Here is a 17,963-nt window from a genome sequence, read left to right as displayed (position 1 = left end):
GGAACTCAAGCACGTCCCCTCCGGCCCTGAAGAGAGGAAAAAACATGAGCACAGAGTTATCGACTGATAGGAAAAACGGTGACGGCGCGACGGTTGTTATTACTCATCGCTTGCGGGAAAACAAGCAGGCAGAATACGAAGGGTGGCTTGAGGAGATTGCGCCTCTTTGCAAAGCTTCGCCAGGTCATTTGGACTGGCACATCGTTCGTCCAATACCGGGATTGACTGAAACTTATACGGTCATCATTCGATTCGATACCGAAGAGCACTTGCGAGAGTGGATGGAATCTCCGACGCGCGCTCGTTTGATAGAAAAGGTACGGCCTCTGTTTGTGACCGACGACGATTTCTTTATCAGTAGCGGGCTGGATTTCTGGTTTACACCAGTGGGGGCGAAAGCCAAGATACCGGTACGCTGGAAACAGTTTCTGGTTACATGGTCAGCCATCTATCCTCTAGCGTTAAGTATGCCGTTCGTAGTTAATCCAATTATGGATTACCTTGGGGCTCCCAATAACCGTTTTCTAGCTACATTGGCAGTAACTGGAGTTGTCGTCTTCCTTATGGTGTACGTAGTAATGCCTCGCTATACAAGGCTTGTTCAGCGATGGTTATTTGTAAGATAGGGGAGAAGGGGGACGCCATTGAAATTATGCATTGCCCATCGAAGAATATGAAGGGAGGCAAAGGTGCAAGAGGCACTGAATGATCTTGAGAGTAGCGAAATCCTGAGTCGAGAGCAGGCTGCGCTGCTACGCAGGATCTACGGTCGAGAGCTATTTTCTGTGCACTGGGAACTGCGGCTGCTCCTCTATGGCGGCATTTTGATCCTGACTACCGGACTCGGTCTGCCTGTCGCCGAACATTTTGCCTCCATCGGCCACCTCACCCTGCTCGTGGCGATAGCCCTGGGGTGCGTGGCCTGTTTTGCCTACTGCCTGCGCCACGGTGGCGGTTTCTCCCCCGAAAGTCTCGCGACGCCCGACGCGGCCTACGACTACGTCCTCCTGCTTGGCTGCCTCCTCCTCGGGACGCTACAGGGGTATCTGGAACTCCGCTACCAGTTCCTCGCCCAATACTGGAACTGGTGGCTGCTGGCCTCCGCCCTGATCTATCTCCTCTGCGCCCATTACTTCGATAACCGCTTGGTCCTCTCCCTGGGCCTCTCCACCCTTGGTGCCTGGCTCGGGGTCAAAACCAGCCACCTGGGTTCGGGGCTATGGGATGGTGCTTTGCGCGAAAGCGCTCTCTTTTTTGGAGCCCTGGTCATTGCGGCGGGGGCGGCTCAGACCCGGCTTGGCTGGAAACGTCACTTCCTTCCCGTTCATCTGCACCTCGGGGTCAACGTACTCCTCACCGCCCTGGTAGCCGGGGTCGGCTCTCGCGCCGCCGGCTCGGCCTATCTTGCAGGATTGCTGCTGACCGGCAGCGGCAGCGTCTTCTACGCCCTCCGGGAGCGTAGCTTCGCCTTCCTCCTCTACGCCGTCCTTTACGGCTATGTCGGTATCACTATCTTCATGCTTGATCTGGGGCACTGGAGCAGTGAAGGGATCATATTCTACTTTCTGGTCAGCGCGGTGACGCTGCTAACGGCCTTGGTGGCCTTGCATCGCCGTTTCGGGAGTGCTGTATGATCGACCTCTACGAGAAAGGTGAGCGCCGGGTGGCTGTGGTGGAGGAGGCCCGGCGCTGGAAGGAGGCCGGGATGATCACCGCGGAGCAGGCCGCTGCGGTGGCAGAGCGCTATCGTCCGGAATTGGTGCGGGTAAACCTCTTCATTCGCATCCTCCTCGCCGTGTTCACCGTGGTCGGAGTGGTTGCCCTCGTGGCGATGCCCGCCGTAATTCTAAAGGTTGAGGAAACCGGTTTCACCCTGTTGTGTCTGATATTCGCCCCACTCTGCGCCTGGGTCGCGGATCACGAACTCATTGCCGGTCGCCGCCTCTACCGCTGTGGGGCCGAGGAGGCGTTGCTACTGCTGGCGGTCGGCATGCTCGCCCTGGCGGTCGCCATCCCCGCCCATGACTGGGGGCACGATACTGAACGTCTGGCCTTGCTGACGGCGCACATGATCTTCCTAGCCGGTGCGATTCTGCTGACGGTCCGCTACGGCTATGCCCTGATGGCGTTCGGGGCGATGCTCGCCCTCGCCGGCCTTCCCTTCCATCTTGCAGACATTCTCCATTGGCAGCAGCCGCACCTGACTCGCCTAGTCCTCCTGCTGATGCTCGGTACAGCGGCTATCTGGGCGCAGCGGCGACTTGGCCGCCGTGACAGCCTGCACCGGGGATACGTCTGGTCTCTGGAAACAGTGCGCATCTCCGCTTGGGCTGGGATCTACCTTGACGTGAACCTCTTTGCTCACCGACTCCTCTGGCGGGAATGGCTTGGGTGGACGACGGGAGAATCGATATTCTCCTGGAGCGATGACATCTGCGCCCTGCTTACCGCCATCCTGCCGATGGCTTCCCTGGCGATGGGAATCGGCCGCCGCGACCGGGGACTGCTCTGGTTCGGCGTTGTATCCGCCATCTTGTCGATCCTCACCCTGAAGTACTACGTACATCTCGGGCATCTTCCCGAGGAGTTGACGACTGCAGGGCTCTTGGTGGTCGGCCTCGCCTTCGGCCTGCTGCGTTGGCTGCGCGCCGGTTCGAAGCGCTGCCGGGGCGCGTTTACCGCCGAATCGCTTCTCGAACCGCGCCTTTATGGTCTCGATGCCGAGGCGCTAGCGGCAATCCAGCCCCTCGCTCAGGAGCCCAGGATGTCGCAGCCCAAGGGATTCCAACCGGGCGGCGGCACCTTCGGAGGAGGCGGTGCATCTGGCGGCTATTAGTCACGCACAAAAGAGAAGGGATTAGGATGAGAGGATGAAGTGAAAAGGGGACGGGCTACTTTTATCACCACAGATGGCAGAGGGGAGAGCCCCACAACGTCCTTAGCCTCTGGAAAAAAGGTAAACCTTTGACTTTCGATTATAAAAAGACCCTGTAGTCGTTTACGTTGAGTGCCTCGGCCAGCTTTCGGGCCCATTCTCTTCCCATCTGCCGCTTGCCATTTTCCAACTCCGAGATGTGCCTCTGCGGAATACCCGTCAACTCCGCGAGCTGCCTCTGAGTCACCCCCTCCCTGTGCCGTGCACCTTTCAGCGCCATCCCTTGAGCGTTTTCCGCATAGCCCGGAAAGGCTTCTTCGATGGTAACGTACTCGTTTGACTCCAGTACACCGATCTCTTTGGCGTAGCTTCTGAGCAGTTTGATCTCGTCCTGACTGCCGATGAAGCGGGCTTCTGCTTTTTTGTCAGTAGGGGGCTTTTTCGTGCGTTCCAACATAAGTTAGCTCCACAAGGTTGATTTCTCCGCCGATCTCTTCCCATACGGCAACGTAAGTAGGTTTTCCCTTCTTGATATGACAGTGGTGTCTTTGGGAGCTGAGCTTTCCATAATTCGGCCAGTCGCCTCTGACTGGCCCACATCTCGATATCTCGTGCAGCAGGAAGAGGAGAGCGGTCTTCGCCTTTTCTGGCAGCTTTTCTTTCTGCTTATTCGCCTGTCGAGTCAGCCTAACCGTATAACTCATAATATACCTTATTTGTGTATCAAACCCCAACCTAGAAATTCAGGCTGCCGGGGCGGTATAGGACAGGGGCGCGGTGCGCAGGGGCGTTTGGGATTATAGATTTGAACAGCCGACATTACAAACGCGAGAAGGGGCAGCCCTGCGGCTGCCCCTTCTCGTCTTTCAACGTTGATCAAAGTCCAAACTNCCGTATAACTCATAATATACCTTATTTGTGTATCAAACCCCAACCTAGAAATTCAGGCTGCCGGGGCGGTATAGGACAGGGGCGCGGTGCGCAGGGGCGTTTGGGATTATAGATTTGAACAGCCGACATTACAAACGCGAGAAGGGGCAGCCCTGCGGCTGCCCCTTCTCGTCTTTCAACGTTGATCAAAGTCCAAACTAGGACAGGTTCCACAAAAACATTTCCCACATGTCTTTCCAGCTCTTGCCGATCTCGGAGACGACGGTCGGCTCGAAACCGCAGTGCATCATGCACTGGGCACAACGCTGGTCCTTGCCTACGCCGTACTTGTCCCACTGGGTTTTCTCCATCATCTCGGCGAAACTGCCGTAGTGCTCGTCGGTTATCAGGTAGCAGGGGGCCTTCCAGCCGCGCGGATTGCGGGTCGGGTTCCCCCACGGGGTGCACTCGAGATCTTTGTCGCCCTTCAAGAACCTCAGGTACATCGGCGTGGAGAAGAAACGGAAGCGCTTGCTCATCTCGTACACTTCCTCGAACTTCTTCTGGATCTCGCGGCGCTCCAAGAAGAGCTTCTCGCCTACCGCTTCGTAGCCGAAGCCGGGGGCAACAAGGAAGCCGTCAACGCCCGTGTCGCGCAGGTGCGAGAAGAGCATCTCGATCTCGATGAGGTTCGTTTCCTTGAAGATGGTGGTGTTGGTGCAGAGACGGAAGCCGAGCGCCTTGGCCTTCTTGATGGCGGACATGGCGATCTTGAAGGTGCCGGGGCGCTCCAGGATGCGGTCGTGCGTCTCTTCCATGCCGTCCAGGTGGACGTTCAGGACGAAGTTCGGATGGGGCTTCAGTGTGTCGAGTGCCTTCTCCAGCAAGAGGGCGTTGGTGCAGAGGTAGATGTGCTTGCCGCGCTCAAGGACCGCATCGATGAGCTCGAAGATGTGCGGGTAGAGGAAGGGCTCGCCGCCGGTTATCGTGACTACCGGTGCCGGGCATTGGTCCACCGAGTCCAGGCACTCCTGCAGGGTCATCATCTCCTGAATGGTGTCTGCGTACTCGCGGATCCTGCCGCAGCCGGAACAGGCGAGGTTGCAAAGATGGGTGGGCTCAAGCATGAGAACCAGGGGATACTTCTCCACCTTTTTCATCTTGTTGCTCATGATGTAGCGGGTCAGGTCGTAATTCAATCGCATCGGAAAACGCATCGTAGATTTATCCTTCTCGTCTCTGGTTTTTTTCTGCTTCTGACACGGCTGCGGGACAGGCCGAGGTTACTCTTCTTTCAGCCTGTCCCGCTCTAGTTGTCGGTCCGCTTCAAAGTTGCGTTACTTCACTACGGTAAGCTGGGGATGCGCGCTTCCCGCACCCTGTAGGAAGGCCTGGCAGGTGGCGGCGATGCCTGCGGCGTCGATGCCGAGGTCGGCTCTCAACTGCGCCTGGCTTCCCTGTTCGATGAACTTGTCGGGTATCCCGATCCTCTTCACGCGCACGGCGGTCATCCCTGCGTCGGCTACCGCCTCTAGTACGGCGCTGCCGAAGCCACCCATCAGTGCATTCTCCTCGACGGTGACGACGCAGCCGGTACGGCCCGCCTGGGCGAGGATAAGGTCGCGGTCGAGCGGCTTGACGAAGCGGGCGTTCACCACGGAGGCGAAGATCCCTTTCTGCTTCAACATGGATGCCGCTTCGAGGGCGGGGTAGACGGTGGAGCCGATGGCGACCAGGGTCAGATCGCTCCCCTCGACGAGGAGTTCGCCTTTGCCGACCTCAAGCCCCTTGGGATCCTTGTCCATGGTGACGCCGTAACCCGCGCCGCGCGGGTAGCGAAGCGAAATGGGACGGCCGTGGTAGATGGCGGTCTTCAGCATGTGCTGCAGCTCGTTCTCGTCCTTCGGGGCCATCACGGTGAGTTCGGGGAGGTGGCGCAGGTACGACATGTCGAAGGCACCGTGGTGCGTCGGGCCGTCGTCGCCGACGAGACCGGCGCGGTCAAGAGCCAGGGTGACCGGGAGCTTCTGCAGACAGATGTCGTGGAACACCTGGTCGTAGGCCCGCTGGGTGAAGGTCGAGTAGATCGCGGCGACCGGACGGAATCCCTCTACGGCGAGACCGGCCGCGAAGGTGAGCGCGTGCTGCTCGGCGATCCCCACATCGAAGAAGCGTTCCGGAAAGCGCTTCGCGAAGGGGGTGAGTCCGGTGCCGTCGGGCATGGCGGCGGTGATGGCGAGGATCTTGTCGTCCTTCTCGCCAAGCTTCACCAGGGTGTCGCCGAAGACCTGGGTGTAGGAGGGGGGCGCCGGTTTGGCCGGGGCCGCACTCGCGGGTTTCATGGGGGCCACGCCGTGGAACTTGTCCGGCATGTCCTCGGCCGGTGCGTAGCCTTTCCCTTTCTTGGTCATCACGTGCACGAGGATCGGCCCTTCCAGGCGCTTCACGTTTTCGAGGACGGCGAGCATGCTCTGGATGTCGTGCCCGGCGATGGGGCCTACGTACTCGAAGCCGAGCGCCTCGAAAAGGGTCCCCGGGGTGAGGAACCCCTTGAGCGAGTTTTCCGCCTTCTTGGCGAAGTGCAGGATGTTGCCGCCGATGGCCGGGATGCCGGCCAGAAGTCCCTCCATCTCCTTCTTCAGGTTCCGGTAGTAGGTACCGGTCATCTTCCGTGAGATGAAGGAGGAGAGGGCGCCGACGTTCTTCGAGATGGACATCTCGTTGTCGTTCAAGACGACGATCAGGTTCTTTTTGAGGTGTCCCGCCTGGTTCAGCGCCTCGAGCGCCATGCCGCCGGTGAGTGAGCCGTCGCCGATGACGGCGATGGAGCGCGCGTCACCCCCTTTGAGGGCGTTCGCGACCGCGAGGCCGAGCCCCGCTGAGATCGACGTGGAGGAGTGCCCCGCGCCGAAGGGGTCATGGGGGGACTCGGAGCGTTTAGGAAAGCCGCTGATTCCCTTGTAGCAGCGCTGGGTGTGGAAGCTGTCGCGCCGCCCGGTCAGGATCTTGTGGGTGTAGGCCTGGTGACCGACGTCCCAGACGATCTTGTCCTTAGGGGAATTAAAGCAGTAGTGCAGCGCGATGGAGAGCTCGACGACGCCCAGGTTCGAGGCGAGGTGCCCGCCCGTCTTGGCCACGTTTTCCATGAGGAAGCTGCGCACCTCGTCGGCGAGCGGCGTGAGCTCCTCGGCATCCAGCTTCTTCAGGTCGTCGGGACCGTTTATCTTGCTTAGCAGTGTGTACATGGATCTCCTTGAGAACCCGTAACGGTTAAGAAGCGAAAAGCAAAACCAGCTTGTGGCCCGTAGCCCTTTAGGGCGAAGGGACATAGCCGTTATCTTTGAACCACCGCACGGCGCGTTCGAGCGCGTCTTCCACCGGGGTTTGCGGCAACCCGAGCTCGGCTGTCGCCTTGCCGGAATCGAAGAACATGAACTTCCTTGCCATCTGCACCCCGGCGAGCGGGATGAGCGGCTCCCGCCCGGTAACCGCGGAGATGGCGTGGTTCGCGTAGGCCGCCATGAGGATCGGGTAGTAGGGGAGTTTCACCCGCGGCGCCTTGAGCCCCGTGATCGCCGAGAGCATCTCGAAGATCTCGGCGAGGGTGAGGTTGCGGTTCCCCAGGATGTACTTCTGCCCGATCCTTCCTTTCTGCGCGGCGAGCAGGTGTCCGCGGGCGCAGGCCTCGACGTCGATCAGGTTGAGCCCGGTGTCGAGATAGGCCGGCATCTTGCCGTTCAGAAAGTCGACGATGATCTTTCCCGTCGGCGTCGGCTTCACGTCCATCGGCCCGACCGGCGTGGAGGGGTTCACGATGACGAGGGGCAATCCCTTGTCGAGGTACGATTCGGCGGCGCGCTCGGCCAGGAACTTGCTCTTCTTGTAGTCCCCTACCATGTCGTCGAAGCCGACCGGCGTCTCCTCGTTTCCGGGGGTGCCGTCGCCCGGGTTCCCCAGGGTGCCGACGCTGCTCGTGTAGACCACCTTTCCCACCCCGGCGGCAAGCGCCGCGGAGAGGATGTTGCGGGTCCCGGTGACGTTCACGTCGTACATCGCCTGCGGCGTCCTCGTCCAGAGCCGGTAATCGGCGGCGGCGTGAAAGAGCGCGTCGCAGCCGGTAAGCGCCCTGACCAAAGGCTCACGTTCGGAGAGGTCCCCCTCGTGCAGTTCGACGTCGAGCCCTTTGAGGTTACGCCGGTCCGAGCCGGGGCGAACGAGCAGGCGCACCTGCCAGCCGTCCTTCAGCAGTTCGCGCGCGATGCTCGCGCCGATGAAGCCGGTGGCTCCGGTGACGAAAGCCTTCATCTACTCCTCGGACAGCCCGCCGGTCAGGGTCCGGTAGGTACCGAGCGCCATGAGCGGGAAGCAGTTGCGGTAGATGTGGTACTTGATCATGAAGTACTTCGGGAACCCGGTCCCGGTGTACTGCGTCTCGTCCCAGGTCCCGTCCGGGTTCTGCGTCGAGATGAGGTACTGGATGCCGCGCACCACGGTGGCGCAGTTCACCTCGCCCGTAGCCATGAGGCCGAGCAACGCCCAGCCCGTCTGCGAAGCGGTGCTCTCGCCCATGCCCGCAAGGGAAGGATCGTGGTACGACTCGCAGGTCTCGCCCCAGCCGCCGTCGATGTTCTGGCGCGACTTGATCCAGTTCACCGCCTTCTTCACGTAGGGCGCTTCCATGTCCTCGCCGATGGCGGAGAGCCCGCAAAGCACGCTCCAGGTGCCGTAAAGGTAGTTCACCCCCCAGCGGCCCCACCAGGGGCCTTCCGGCTCCTGGTTCTTCTTCAGGAAGTCGAGCCCCCTGACCGCCGCGGGGTAGCTCTTCGGATAGCCGAAGCTCCCCATTAGCTCGAGCATGCGCCCGGTGAGGTCCGCGGTCGGCGGATCGATGAGCGCCTCGAGGTCGGCGAACGGGATCTTGTTGAGGAAGTGCTTCGTGTTGTCCTTGTCGAAGGCGCCCCAGCCGCCGTTTTTGCTCTGCATGCCGAGGCACCAGGCGATGCCGCGCCGCACCGACTCCTCGAGCTCCTTGGGATCCTTCACCTTGATGTCCTTTAAGGCCATCATGACGAAGCCGGAGTCGTCCACGTCCGGGTACCAGTCGTTCTGGAACTCGAAGGCCCATCCTCCCGGCTCGAGCTCGGGCGACTTGATGCGCCAATCTCCCGGCCTTCTCACCTCGCGCTCCAGAAGCCACTGGGCCCCTTTAACCAGTGATGGGTGATCCGTCGGAACGCCCGCGTCGACCAGCGCCTTCAGCGCGAGGGCCGTGTCCCACACGGGCGAGATGCACGACTGCAGCACGATTTTGTCGTCGTTCTCAATACAGAAGTTGTCCAGGGCCTTCAGCCCCTGCACCATGACCGGGTGGTCGTTCTCGTATCCCAGGGTGCTCAAGGCAAGGACCGCGTTCAGCATGGCCGGCTGGATGCCGCCCCAGTCCCCGGTTTCCTCCTGGTGCTCGAGTATCCACTCCTCCGCCTTCGCAATGCCCGCCTTCCTGAAGGGGCGGATCGGGCTTCTCTCGTAGACCTTCAGCACGTGGTCGAGCCCGATGAAGAAGTTCTTCAAGGTGAGGATCCCCTCCTCCTTGGTGAAGGAGTAATCGATGGCGCGAGGCGGCCGTACGAAAAGCTCCTGCACCCGCTGGGACGGGGCGATCCCGTGCACCGGGCGGTGGTGCATCACGATGGAGAGCGGGATGATGGTCGCCCTCGCCCAACTGGAGAACTCGTACATGTTTATGTAGGCCCAGTTGGGCAACATGTTGAGTTCCACTGGCATGCTCGGGACGCCGAGCCAGTCGAACTCGCCGAAAAGGGCGAGGAAGATCTTGGTGAAGACGCGCGCCTTGATGATGCCGCCCTTCTCAAGGACGAAGGCGCGGGCCTTCTCCATGGCGGGGTGGTCGGCCGGGTAGCCTGCAAGTTTCAGCGCGAAGTACGCCTCGATGGTGGTGGAAAGGTCCCCAGGTCCACCGAAGTAAATAGTCCATGAACCCTCCTCTGTCTGTTTGGAGAGGAGGTATGCACTCATCTTCCTTTCGCGCTCACGATCAACGAGCCCGAGGAAGTGGAACAGCATGATATATTCAGCCGTGATGGTGACATTGGATTCGAGCTCGGCCCACCAGTAACCTTTGGGGAGCTGTTCCCTGAAGAAGAAGTCACGGCATCCTTCTATCGCGACATCGAGGGGACTCTTTGCCTTTCCAGGCTTACTCTTCCAGAGCGACGCGGGGAACTGATGCACCGTTGCCCCTGCCTTTTGTTCGGCGGTCTGTTCCGGCTCACTAACGATGCCGTTAAATGAGGTGAGTGCATGTGATATGGGGTGTTTGAATGGTGCGTTCACCACATACTCCTTTGGTCCGGATTGGTCTAGATTAACTCAGTGTATCCGTTTTGCAGATAGTTACAAGGATCGAAATCTATCACGCTTTTCCAGAAAAATACACTGTTTTTTCCGAATTATTATTTTTTTTCTTAATGAAAACAATGAGTTGCTTCGCGGTGTTGATTGTGTTTGTCGTGTGTGCTAGGTTGCGGCGTCTTAACTTTCCCCACGCAAAGGCAACGATCCCATGAAAGAAACGGCTAAAAGCAGCCTCCTCTTCTCCTTCGCGGCGCGGCGCCCCTGGCTGGTTCTCGCCATCGCACTCGTGCTCTCCGTACTTTCGCTTTGGCTCACCTCCCAGCGCATGGAGTTTCTGACCGGCCGGGACGACCTCATGCCCCGCAACACCGCCTTCAACCGCGACTACCAGGCCTTCCGCGCCGAGTTCGGCAGTATGGAAGACATCGTCGTGGTGATCGAGGGACAGGACCCGGAGCGGGTGGGGGCCTTCGGAACCCGGCTGCACGACGTCCTGGCGAAGGACAGGGCGCATTTCTCGGACGTCTTCTACCCTTACGCACTCCCGTTTTTCCGGGACAACGGCCTGCTGTTCATGCCGCTTGAGGACATAAAGGAGTTGCGCCGCAACCTGACCCTCGCCGCGCCGGTCCTGCGCGCGCTTTCCGCGAAGCCTTCGGTACAGACACTCTTCACCCACTTGACCGGGAGCATGGATCAGTACCTGGCCGGTGATGAGAAGAAACTCCCCGAGATAATGTTCATGCTGGACAAGCTGGGTGCCGGGTTCACGAGCTTCGGGACCGGGAAGGGGAGCGTCCCCTCGATGGAAAGCGTCTTCATGAACAAGGATTCGGCCTTCGCGCGTGCGGGGCGCCAGCAGATCCTCACCGCGCTCCCGGTGCGCGACATGTCCGGCTTCGTCCCGGCCGGGGCGGCCATCGCCGTGGTGCGGGCCGAGGTGGCGCGGCTGAAGGCGCTTCCCGAGTTCAAAGGGGTGACCGCTGGGCTCACCGGCACGCCGGTGCTGGAAAACGAGGAGATGGCGACGAGCGAGAAAGACATCACGCTCGCCACCGTGGTCTCTCTGGCGCTCACCACGGTCCTGCTTCTCTTCGCCTTCCGCGGGGTGCTGAACGTCGTCGCCGCCATGGTCTCGCTGCTCGTCGCCATCTCGGTTTCGTTCGGCTTCGCCACCGTGGCGGTCGGGCACCTGAACATACTTTCCATGGTCTTTGCCGTGATGTTGATCGGCATCGGCATCGAGTACGGCATCCAGGTGGTGCTGCGCTACCAGGAGGAGCTGCGCCGGGGCGCCCCCGAGCTTCCAGCCCTCGAGACCGGCCTCACCCGTAACGTCTGGGCCATCGTCATGGCAGCGGCCACCGTCGCCGCCGCCTTTTTGACCTTCGTCTTCACCGACTTCCGCGGCATCTCCGAACTTGGCATTATCGCCGCCGGTGGGGTCGTCATCTGCGTCCTGGTAACCTTCACGGTGCTTCCCGCCATGCTGGTACTCCTGGTGCGTTACCGCAAGAAGCCGTCCCCGGTGAAAGGATCCATCGAGTTGGAGGACAGGCTGCTCTCCCGCATCGTCTTCGGCAACCCGAAGACCGTGATCGGGCTTACCGCCCTTCTTTGCGTAGCCTCGCTCTACCCGCTCTCGCGCGTCTCCTTCGACTACAACCTGATGAACCTGCAGGCGAAGGGGCTCGAATCGGTCAACTACGCCTACAAGCTGATGAGGAGCAAGGAGAATAGCGGCTACTTCGCCGTAGTCATGGCGAAGGACGCCGAGGATGCGCGCGCGAAGACAGCGAGGCTGGAGGCGCTCCCGACCGTGGACCACGTGGTGAGCATAAATACGCTAGTGCCGGACCACCAGGCGGAGAAACTCGCGGAACTGGAAGCGGTACGCCGGGAGCTTGCCGACGTGAAGCCCGCCCCGTATGAGGAGGACCTCTCCCTGATGGAGCTCCCCCGCGTTTTCGAGGCCTTCCGAAACGCCTCCGTGGCGGTGAAGGAGCGCCTGGAGAAGGAACACCGTCCCGAGGCGAAGCCGGCGGCCGCCTTTGTGGCGACCCTGGACCGGTTCTTCGCCGGTCTCGAGAAGGAGCGCGACAAAAACGCAGTCGGCATGCTGCAGGATTTCCAGGGGGGGATGTTCCGCGACCTTCCGGCTAAGATCGAAATGCTGAAGCAGAGCCTCGCCGCGAAACCGGTAACCGAGGCGGACGTCCCGAAGGAACTGCGCTCGCGCTTCGTCGGCAAGACCGGGAAGCTCATGCTACAGGTGGCGCCGAAAAAGGAGATCTTCAACCGCGAGCCGCTCGAGGCCTTCCTCAAGGATGTGCGCAGCGTCGACGCCCACGCGACCGGTGAGCCGGTTATGGTCTACGAGTCGATGACCATCATGCGCGACTCCTACCGCCTCGCCTTCATCTACGCCTTCGCCGCCATCGTGTGCATCTTGCTCATCGCCTTCAGGAGTATAAAGTTCGCGCTCATCGGGCTCGTCCCGCTCGTCGTCGGGCTCCTCTTCATGGTGAGCGGCATGTGGATCTTCGGCATCAGCTTCAACTCGGCGAACATCATCGTGATGCCCCTGGTGCTCGGCATCGCGGTCGATTCGGGTATCTACATCATCAACCGCTACCGGCGCGAGGAGGGGAGTGCGGGGAGCGTGATCCTAAGCTCCACCGGCGTCGGCGTCTTGCTTAACACCCTCACCATCATGGCGAGTTTCGGTGCGCTCATGGTGGCGCGGCACCAGGGGGTATTCAGCATCGGTGCCGTGATGTCGCTCGGCATGGTTGCCTGCCAGATTGCCTTCATGGTCACGCTGCCGGCGGTGCTGACGCTTGCCGCGAAGAAGTAAATAAAAGCGAGTTCTTCAAGCTCCGACCTTGCGGAGGTTCTGCAGGGGGGGGGGGGACGCATGTGTGCGTCGTATCGGAGCAGTGAGCATGGCATCACGTTCCCCCCTTTGCGAAGGGGGGGCAGGGGGGATTTAGCCTTGTCATTCCACACAAGTACCTGCTGAAGAGTCCATTGCACACACCGCGGAACAGACGCGAGATGCCTTCGGTTCGGGCGTTTGCAATAAGTTTTAAACTGGCAATACCGGGAGCAAAAGCAAATCCCCCCCGTCCCCCCTTCGCAAAGGGGGGGGCGTGAGGTCGCCTGCAGCGCTTCGTGAGATCGGTCTAGTACTTGGGCAAGGGCCTTCTTGAAGGCTACGCCCTCACCGCTGCCCCTCTCCCGGAGGGCGACAGGACGTTGGGAGGTTGGGGGAAATTTGGGCACGGTCGGGATGAAAAATGAAACGCTGCGGGGGGCGGTGCCCTTGTCGCATTATTTCCTGAGGGAGCGGGTGCGCCCGGGGGACCTGGTCGTGGACGCGACCTGCGGCAACGGCTTCGATACCCTCGTTCTGGCACAACTGGTCGGTGCATCCGGGACGGTCTGGGCCTTCGACGTGCAGCCCTCCGCCATCGCCGCGACGCGCGAGCTTATCGAGCGGGAAGGGTGCCCGGACCGGGTGCGGCTCATCGAGGCGGGACACGAGCGGCTCGGCGAGTTCGTACCGGAGGGAATTACGGCCGCCGTCTTCAACCTGGGCTACCTCCCCGGCGGGGACGCCGCCCTCATCACCGATCCCGCCAATACCGTCGCCGCTTTAGAGCAGGCAGCACAACTCCTCGCACCGGGGGGGATCGTCACCATCGCCATTTATACCGGGCACGACGGCGGTCCAGAGGAGGCGCAGGCCGTCGAGAACTGGGCGGCCTCCCTGCACCCCGGTCGCTTCAACGTCTGGCGGCACCGGCAGTTGAACCGCCCCGAAACCGCACCCTATCTCGTCTTCGTGGAAAGGATCCGCTGATGTTACGCGACGCCCTCCCGTTTCTCCTGGTCGCTCCTTCGCTCGCTTACGCCGCGATCACCCTGCACTGCGGGCGGAGTTTCTTCCGCGGCATCAAACCGCTGCCCGATCACGCGCCGCCGGTCTCCATCCTGAAGCCGGTGCGCGGCGTCGATGGCGACAGCTTCGAGAATTTCTCCTCTTTCTGTGTCCAGGATTACCCCGAATACCAGATCGTCTTTGCCGTCGCCTCGGACGACGACCCGGTAATCCCCATCATCCGCCGCCTCATCGCCTCCTTTTCCGAGCGGGACATCGAACTCGTCGTCGATCCGTCCATACACGGCGCCAACTACAAGGTCTGCAACCTCATGCACGCCTACGCTAAGGCGAAGCACCCGCTCATCGTCGTTTGCGACAGCGACATCAGGGTGGAGAAGGGGTACCTGCGCGCGGTTTGCGCCCCCTTCGCCGATCCAAAGGTCGGGCTTGTCACCTCGCTCTACCGCAGCACCGAGGTGCGGGGGGCGGGGTGCGCCATCGAGGCGCTCGGCTTTTGCTGCGAGATGATGCCCAACGTGATGACGGCGCTGAAGCTCGAGGGGCTTTCCTTCGCCCTCGGGGCGTCGATGTCGGTGCGTCGGGAGGCTTTGGAGAAAATAGGGGGCTTCGAGGCGCTGGTCGATTACCTGGCCGACGACTACCAGCTCGGGAACATGATCTTCAAGGCGGGGTACCGGCTCGAACTTTCACCGTACTTCGTGGAGAGCATGATGCGCGGGGACGAGAAGCTCTCCGAGCTGTTGTCGCGGCAGTTGCGCTGGGGACGCACCATGCGCGTCTCCCGTCCGGGCGGGTATCTCGCGTCCGGCATAACCTTGCCTTTCCCTGGGGCGCTCCTCGCGTTGCTCGTTTCCGGTTTCTCGGCGGCGGGGTGGGGGGCTGCGGCGCTCCTCTACCTCGTGCGCTCCGTGGTATCGACGGCGTACAGCCGGACGCTCGTCAAGGACCGGCTCCTGCCGCGCTGGTTGTGGCTCGTGCCGCTGCGCGACGCGCTCTCTTTTGCGGTGTGGGGATTGTCGCTCATCGGCAACCGCGTGCGCTGGCGCGGAGACCTCTTCGAGCTGGAGAAGGGCGGGAAGATTGTGCCGCTTGGCGCAACCCCCGACAGGTAACCGCCACTCAATGCTCCCGCCCCCGGAGGGAAGGGGGAGGGGGACGCTGGGGGAGGAGTCGGCGTTTACTTGCGGAAGAACCAGAGGATCAGTGACAGCAAGAGGGAGATGATGATGCTGGTGGCAAGCGGGAAGTAGAAGGTGAAGTTCTCCTTCTTCACGTAGATGTCTCCCGGCAGTCGACCAAGCCATGGGATTTTGCCGGCAAGGGTGAAGATGGCGCCGATGGCGGCGATGATGAGCCCTAGTATGATGAGGGATTTGCCGAAGGAGGGCATGGTGTGGTCCTTGAGGTTTGCCCGGGAACGTCCTACTTCCTGACGTAGCGTTCCTTCTCGCTGTAGATGCAGCCGCAGTATTTCTGGCGGTAAAGACCCATCTCCTTGGAAAGGTTGATCCCTTCCTGCCAGCCGGTCCTGAAGTCCTCGTAGTGGAATTCCACCCCGTAACGCTCGCCAAGTTTGACACCCAGTTCGCGTATCATCTGCTGGTTCTGATACCTGCTGTAGAGAAGGGTGGAACTGAAGCGGGCAAAGCCCAGTTCCGCCGCGGTTTTCGCCGCTTCTTCGAGCCTCGAGCGGTAGCAGTAGGCACAACGCCCCTGTGGCTCGCCCGCCACGTTGGAGAGGAACTCCTCCAGGAGGTACTCCTCCCGGTAGATCACCTCGAGCTCCACCATCTGCGCGTAGCTCTTCAAAGCCTCCATACGGAGCTTGTACTCCGTGTAGGGGTGGATGTTGTGGTTGAAGAAGAGCCCGGTGACGTCAAGCCCGGCGGAGCGCAGCTCCTTCACAGGATAGATGGCGCAGGGGCCACAGCATATGTGCAGAAGTATCTTCATGGTCTGCCCTATGGACGCGCCCCCCCTGGCCCACCCAACAGGTACTTTATGGCATCCGCCTTGACCTTGGCAAAGGCGTCTGCGTAGGCCGTGCCGGGAAGCTGTGCCGCTATGTAGTACCCTCCCATGATCGGGTTGCTGAGCGATACCTTGCCGGTGCCGCTGTTTACGGCAAGGGTGGCGTTGTTGATGGCGCTTTCCACGTCGTTATCGAGGATGCCGTTGTTGAGCCAGTCGATCGAATCGTAGATGAGCCGCTTGGTGTAGATGCGGTTGTGTACGAAGGCGCCGGGGTCGTTTTGCAGCAGGCTCGAGTTGAAGAACGCACCCATGGTGTTCGCGCCGCCGCCGGGGAACGCGGCGTTGTAGTCAGAATTCTTGTTGGCCAGGGGACGCACCTTGGAGCGCGAGGGGTTGAGCGTGCTGGCCGGCAAGGACGGGTCGGTCTTCAGAACGTTCAACATCGCGAGGGCTGCGGCGTAACCGTCCTTTTCGGACTGCAGGAATGCTGGGCTCAGCTCATGCTCACCGATGTGACAGTTGGCGCAGGTCTTGCTGGTGATGGTCGAGATGATGCCTGCGCTGTCCTCTTCCACCGGGAGGAAGGTGTGCGTGGCGTTGTTGTTCATGTGGCAGGTCACGCAGGGGCCGCTGTTGCCGGTGCCGTGCTCGTTTGCTACCCCGATGAGCCTGTGCAGGAAATAGTCCGGAACGTAGTTGCGGCCGGGGAACTCGTACCCCCCGGTGCGGAAGACCAGGGTTGCCGCGGCGCGGTCGTGGGCTCCCGGGGTGTTGGTGTTGCTGAAGTCCATCCCGGCGGCAACCGCGTCATAAATCATCGAGCCGATACCACGGCCGGAGTGGCAGGGGACGCAGATGTTGGATGCGGTGACGTCGGGGTAGGTCGTTGCCTTGTTGTTCAGTTTCACCGTCGGAGAGCTGTTGGCCGACGAGAAGTTGTAATAGATGACGGCTGGGGCAACGGTGCGTGCCGCCCAGCTGTAGGCACGTCCCTTGCCGTTATCGTGGCATACGTCGCAGCCGGTGACTTCCTTGCTCTTGTCCGGCGACGGGGTGTCCGCAGGCTGTGCCGCGCCGGGAGCCACCTTCTGTGGGTAGTTCTGCACCACTTGGTAGCCAGGGCCGGCAAAAGGCTTCTGGACCTTGAAGCCGCTAGTCACGAAGTTGATATAGCCGGTGGAGGTGTGGCAGCGCACGCAGTAGTACTGGAAGGTGGTGGCGGCCGGTTCGTAGGTGCCACGGGTCTTGAAATCGTAGTTGGTCCTGGCCTTGGTCACGTTGCCGTGCCCGGAGTCGGCCCAGGCCCTGTTCACGTTGATGGCAGCGGTCGGATTGTGCGGGTTATGACATTTGCGGCAGTTGCCGACATAGTTTGAGCTCACATATGAGGCGCGGTACTTGCTGTCGGAGAAGCTGGTCGTCATGTTGCCGAAGTGCTGCGGGGCAAGCCTGACCATGAGATCGTTCGGGAAGGCGAGACCGTGGCACTTGCCACATTTGCCCGAGGCGTCAGGATTTTGGAGCGCCACACCACTGCCGCCGCCGTGGCACTTGGAGCAGGAGCTCGGGTGCCCGGGGTGGGGCTCATGGCAATCGGCGCATCCTGCCGCGTTGGCGGTATTGTGGGATGAGGCAAGCCACTCCTTTACGATGAGTTCGCCTGTGCCGGGGGAGACCGAGCCGCCGTGACAGCTTGCGTCCATGCACTTCTGGGATTGGGCGAGCTTGGAAACACTCCCCGAGGTATCGGCTGTGCTGCCCCCGCATGCGGCGAGGAGGAGAGGAATAAAGATTATGAATACAATATTTCTTAGCAACATAGCATGCCCTCCCAGACTTTCAGACGCTACCTTATAGCATTTTCCACAGCAAAAAAGTAGAGAAAAATGAGCGTTAACTCACAGGGGCGCCGCTTTTCTGTTTCCTCCTTTTTGTTAAGTTGACTTCACTTCGTCAATATTG

The 17,963-nt window shown here is 60.8% G+C and carries 15 protein-coding genes; 6 read left to right on the top strand and 9 right to left on the bottom strand.

Annotated elements, in window-relative coordinates:
* The first annotated feature begins 44 nt into the window (after positions 1-44).
* The 3 genes from E8K79_RS10520 (at position 45) to E8K79_RS10510 (ending at position 2,836) form a co-directional block, all read left to right on the top strand.
* Positions 45-626, top strand: coding sequence for an antibiotic biosynthesis monooxygenase (locus E8K79_RS10520; protein ID WP_136514703.1), 582 nt, complete (start codon positions 45-47; stop codon positions 624-626).
* A gap of 63 nt (positions 627-689) precedes the next feature.
* Complete coding sequence (locus tag E8K79_RS10515; protein ID WP_136514702.1) at positions 690-1,634, top strand: DUF2157 domain-containing protein; 945 nt, start codon at positions 690-692, stop codon at positions 1,632-1,634.
* A complete protein-coding gene (locus tag E8K79_RS10510) occupies positions 1,631-2,836 on the top strand; it encodes a hypothetical protein (RefSeq protein WP_136514701.1) in 1,206 nt (401 codons plus the stop codon). Before E8K79_RS10515 ends, E8K79_RS10510 begins: the two co-directional genes overlap by 4 nt.
* A 139-nt stretch (positions 2,837-2,975) precedes the next feature.
* Here E8K79_RS10510 and E8K79_RS10505 read toward each other — a convergent pair whose 3' ends face one another.
* The 6 genes from E8K79_RS10505 to shc all read right to left on the bottom strand — a co-directional run bounded on the left by E8K79_RS10505 (position 2,976) and on the right by shc (position 10,099).
* A complete protein-coding gene (locus E8K79_RS10505; protein WP_136514700.1) occupies positions 2,976-3,332 on the bottom strand; it encodes a helix-turn-helix domain-containing protein in 357 nt (118 codons plus the stop codon).
* Positions 3,301-3,579: a cytotoxic translational repressor of toxin-antitoxin stability system gene (locus tag E8K79_RS10500; RefSeq protein ID WP_136514699.1), complete on the bottom strand. Its 279-nt coding sequence runs from the start codon at positions 3,577-3,579 to the stop codon at positions 3,301-3,303. The genes E8K79_RS10505 and E8K79_RS10500 overlap by 32 nt, the downstream gene beginning before the upstream one ends.
* Before the next feature lie 384 nt (positions 3,580-3,963).
* Positions 3,964-4,962, bottom strand: coding sequence for an adenosyl-hopene transferase HpnH (gene hpnH / locus E8K79_RS10495; RefSeq protein ID WP_135870511.1), 999 nt, complete (start codon positions 4,960-4,962; stop codon positions 3,964-3,966).
* Between the two features lie 120 nt (positions 4,963-5,082).
* Positions 5,083-6,990, bottom strand: coding sequence for a 1-deoxy-D-xylulose-5-phosphate synthase (gene dxs / locus E8K79_RS10490; RefSeq protein WP_136514698.1), 1,908 nt, complete (start codon positions 6,988-6,990; stop codon positions 5,083-5,085).
* 67 nt (positions 6,991-7,057) lie between these two features.
* Complete coding sequence (hpnA, locus tag E8K79_RS10485; protein ID WP_136514697.1) at positions 7,058-8,050, bottom strand: hopanoid-associated sugar epimerase; 993 nt, start codon at positions 8,048-8,050, stop codon at positions 7,058-7,060.
* Positions 8,051-10,099 carry a squalene--hopene cyclase gene (gene shc, locus E8K79_RS10480; RefSeq protein ID WP_136514696.1) on the bottom strand — a complete coding sequence of 683 codons (2,049 nt, stop codon included), beginning with the start codon at positions 10,097-10,099 and terminating at the stop codon, positions 8,051-8,053. It abuts the gene before it with no gap.
* Positions 10,100-10,328: 229 nt separating this feature from the next.
* Between shc and E8K79_RS10475 the strand changes: the two genes are divergently transcribed.
* The 3 genes from E8K79_RS10475 (at position 10,329) to hpnI (ending at position 15,139) form a co-directional block, all read left to right on the top strand.
* Positions 10,329-12,977 (top strand): MMPL family transporter, encoded by a 2,649-nt coding sequence (locus E8K79_RS10475; protein ID WP_136514695.1) that lies wholly within the window; start codon positions 10,329-10,331, stop codon positions 12,975-12,977.
* A gap of 462 nt (positions 12,978-13,439) precedes the next feature.
* The gene (locus tag E8K79_RS10470) at positions 13,440-13,985 is read left to right on the top strand and encodes a class I SAM-dependent methyltransferase (protein ID WP_281276070.1); all 546 of its coding nucleotides are present in this window, start codon (positions 13,440-13,442) and stop codon (positions 13,983-13,985) included.
* Complete coding sequence (gene hpnI, locus E8K79_RS10465; protein ID WP_136514693.1) at positions 13,985-15,139, top strand: bacteriohopanetetrol glucosamine biosynthesis glycosyltransferase HpnI; 1,155 nt, start codon at positions 13,985-13,987, stop codon at positions 15,137-15,139. Before E8K79_RS10470 ends, hpnI begins: the two co-directional genes overlap by 1 nt.
* A 65-nt stretch (positions 15,140-15,204) precedes the next feature.
* Here hpnI and E8K79_RS10460 read toward each other — a convergent pair whose 3' ends face one another.
* Genes E8K79_RS10460 through E8K79_RS10450 form a run of 3 tightly spaced genes read right to left on the bottom strand, consistent with a single transcriptional unit; the run spans position 15,205 to position 17,704 of the window.
* A complete protein-coding gene (locus tag E8K79_RS10460; RefSeq protein ID WP_136514692.1) occupies positions 15,205-15,417 on the bottom strand; it encodes a DUF2905 domain-containing protein in 213 nt (70 codons plus the stop codon).
* A 32-nt stretch (positions 15,418-15,449) separates the two neighbouring features.
* Complete coding sequence (locus E8K79_RS10455; protein ID WP_135870519.1) at positions 15,450-15,980, bottom strand: epoxyqueuosine reductase QueH; 531 nt, start codon at positions 15,978-15,980, stop codon at positions 15,450-15,452.
* A gap of 8 nt (positions 15,981-15,988) precedes the next feature.
* Positions 15,989-17,704, bottom strand: a complete 1,716-nt coding sequence (locus E8K79_RS10450) for a cytochrome C (protein ID WP_246043792.1) — start codon at positions 17,702-17,704, stop codon at positions 15,989-15,991.
* Positions 17,705-17,963 lie beyond the last annotated feature (259 nt).

The organism is Geomonas edaphica (assembly GCF_004917075.1).
Classification (GTDB): domain Bacteria; phylum Desulfobacterota; class Desulfuromonadia; order Geobacterales; family Geobacteraceae; genus Geomonas; species Geomonas edaphica.
Note: the sequence above shows the minus strand (reverse complement) of the source record. Positions and strands in the feature narration are given on the sequence as shown.

Excerpts from the sequence above, each read along its gene's own strand:
- E8K79_RS10455 (WP_135870519.1), bottom strand. The coding sequence starts at position 15,980 with ATGAAGATACTTCTGCACATATGCTGTGGCCCCTGCGCCATCTATCCT.
- hpnA (WP_136514697.1), bottom strand. The coding sequence starts at position 8,050 with ATGAAGGCTTTCGTCACCGGAGCCACCGGCTTCATCGGCGCGAGCATC.
- E8K79_RS10500 (WP_136514699.1), bottom strand. The coding sequence starts at position 3,579 with ATGAGTTATACGGTTAGGCTGACTCGACAGGCGAATAAGCAGAAAGAA.
- E8K79_RS10475 (WP_136514695.1), top strand. The coding sequence starts at position 10,329 with ATGAAAGAAACGGCTAAAAGCAGCCTCCTCTTCTCCTTCGCGGCGCGG.
- E8K79_RS10520 (WP_136514703.1), top strand. The coding sequence starts at position 45 with ATGAGCACAGAGTTATCGACTGATAGGAAAAACGGTGACGGCGCGACG.
- E8K79_RS10505 (WP_136514700.1), bottom strand. The coding sequence starts at position 3,332 with ATGTTGGAACGCACGAAAAAGCCCCCTACTGACAAAAAAGCAGAAGCC.
- hpnI (WP_136514693.1), top strand. The coding sequence starts at position 13,985 with ATGTTACGCGACGCCCTCCCGTTTCTCCTGGTCGCTCCTTCGCTCGCT.
- E8K79_RS10510 (WP_136514701.1), top strand. The coding sequence starts at position 1,631 with ATGATCGACCTCTACGAGAAAGGTGAGCGCCGGGTGGCTGTGGTGGAG.
- E8K79_RS10460 (WP_136514692.1), bottom strand. The coding sequence starts at position 15,417 with ATGCCCTCCTTCGGCAAATCCCTCATCATACTAGGGCTCATCATCGCC.
- E8K79_RS10450 (WP_246043792.1), bottom strand. The coding sequence starts at position 17,704 with ATGGACGCAAGCTGTCACGGCGGCTCGGTCTCCCCCGGCACAGGCGAA.
- dxs (WP_136514698.1), bottom strand. The coding sequence starts at position 6,990 with ATGTACACACTGCTAAGCAAGATAAACGGTCCCGACGACCTGAAGAAG.
- hpnH (WP_135870511.1), bottom strand. The coding sequence starts at position 4,962 with ATGCGTTTTCCGATGCGATTGAATTACGACCTGACCCGCTACATCATG.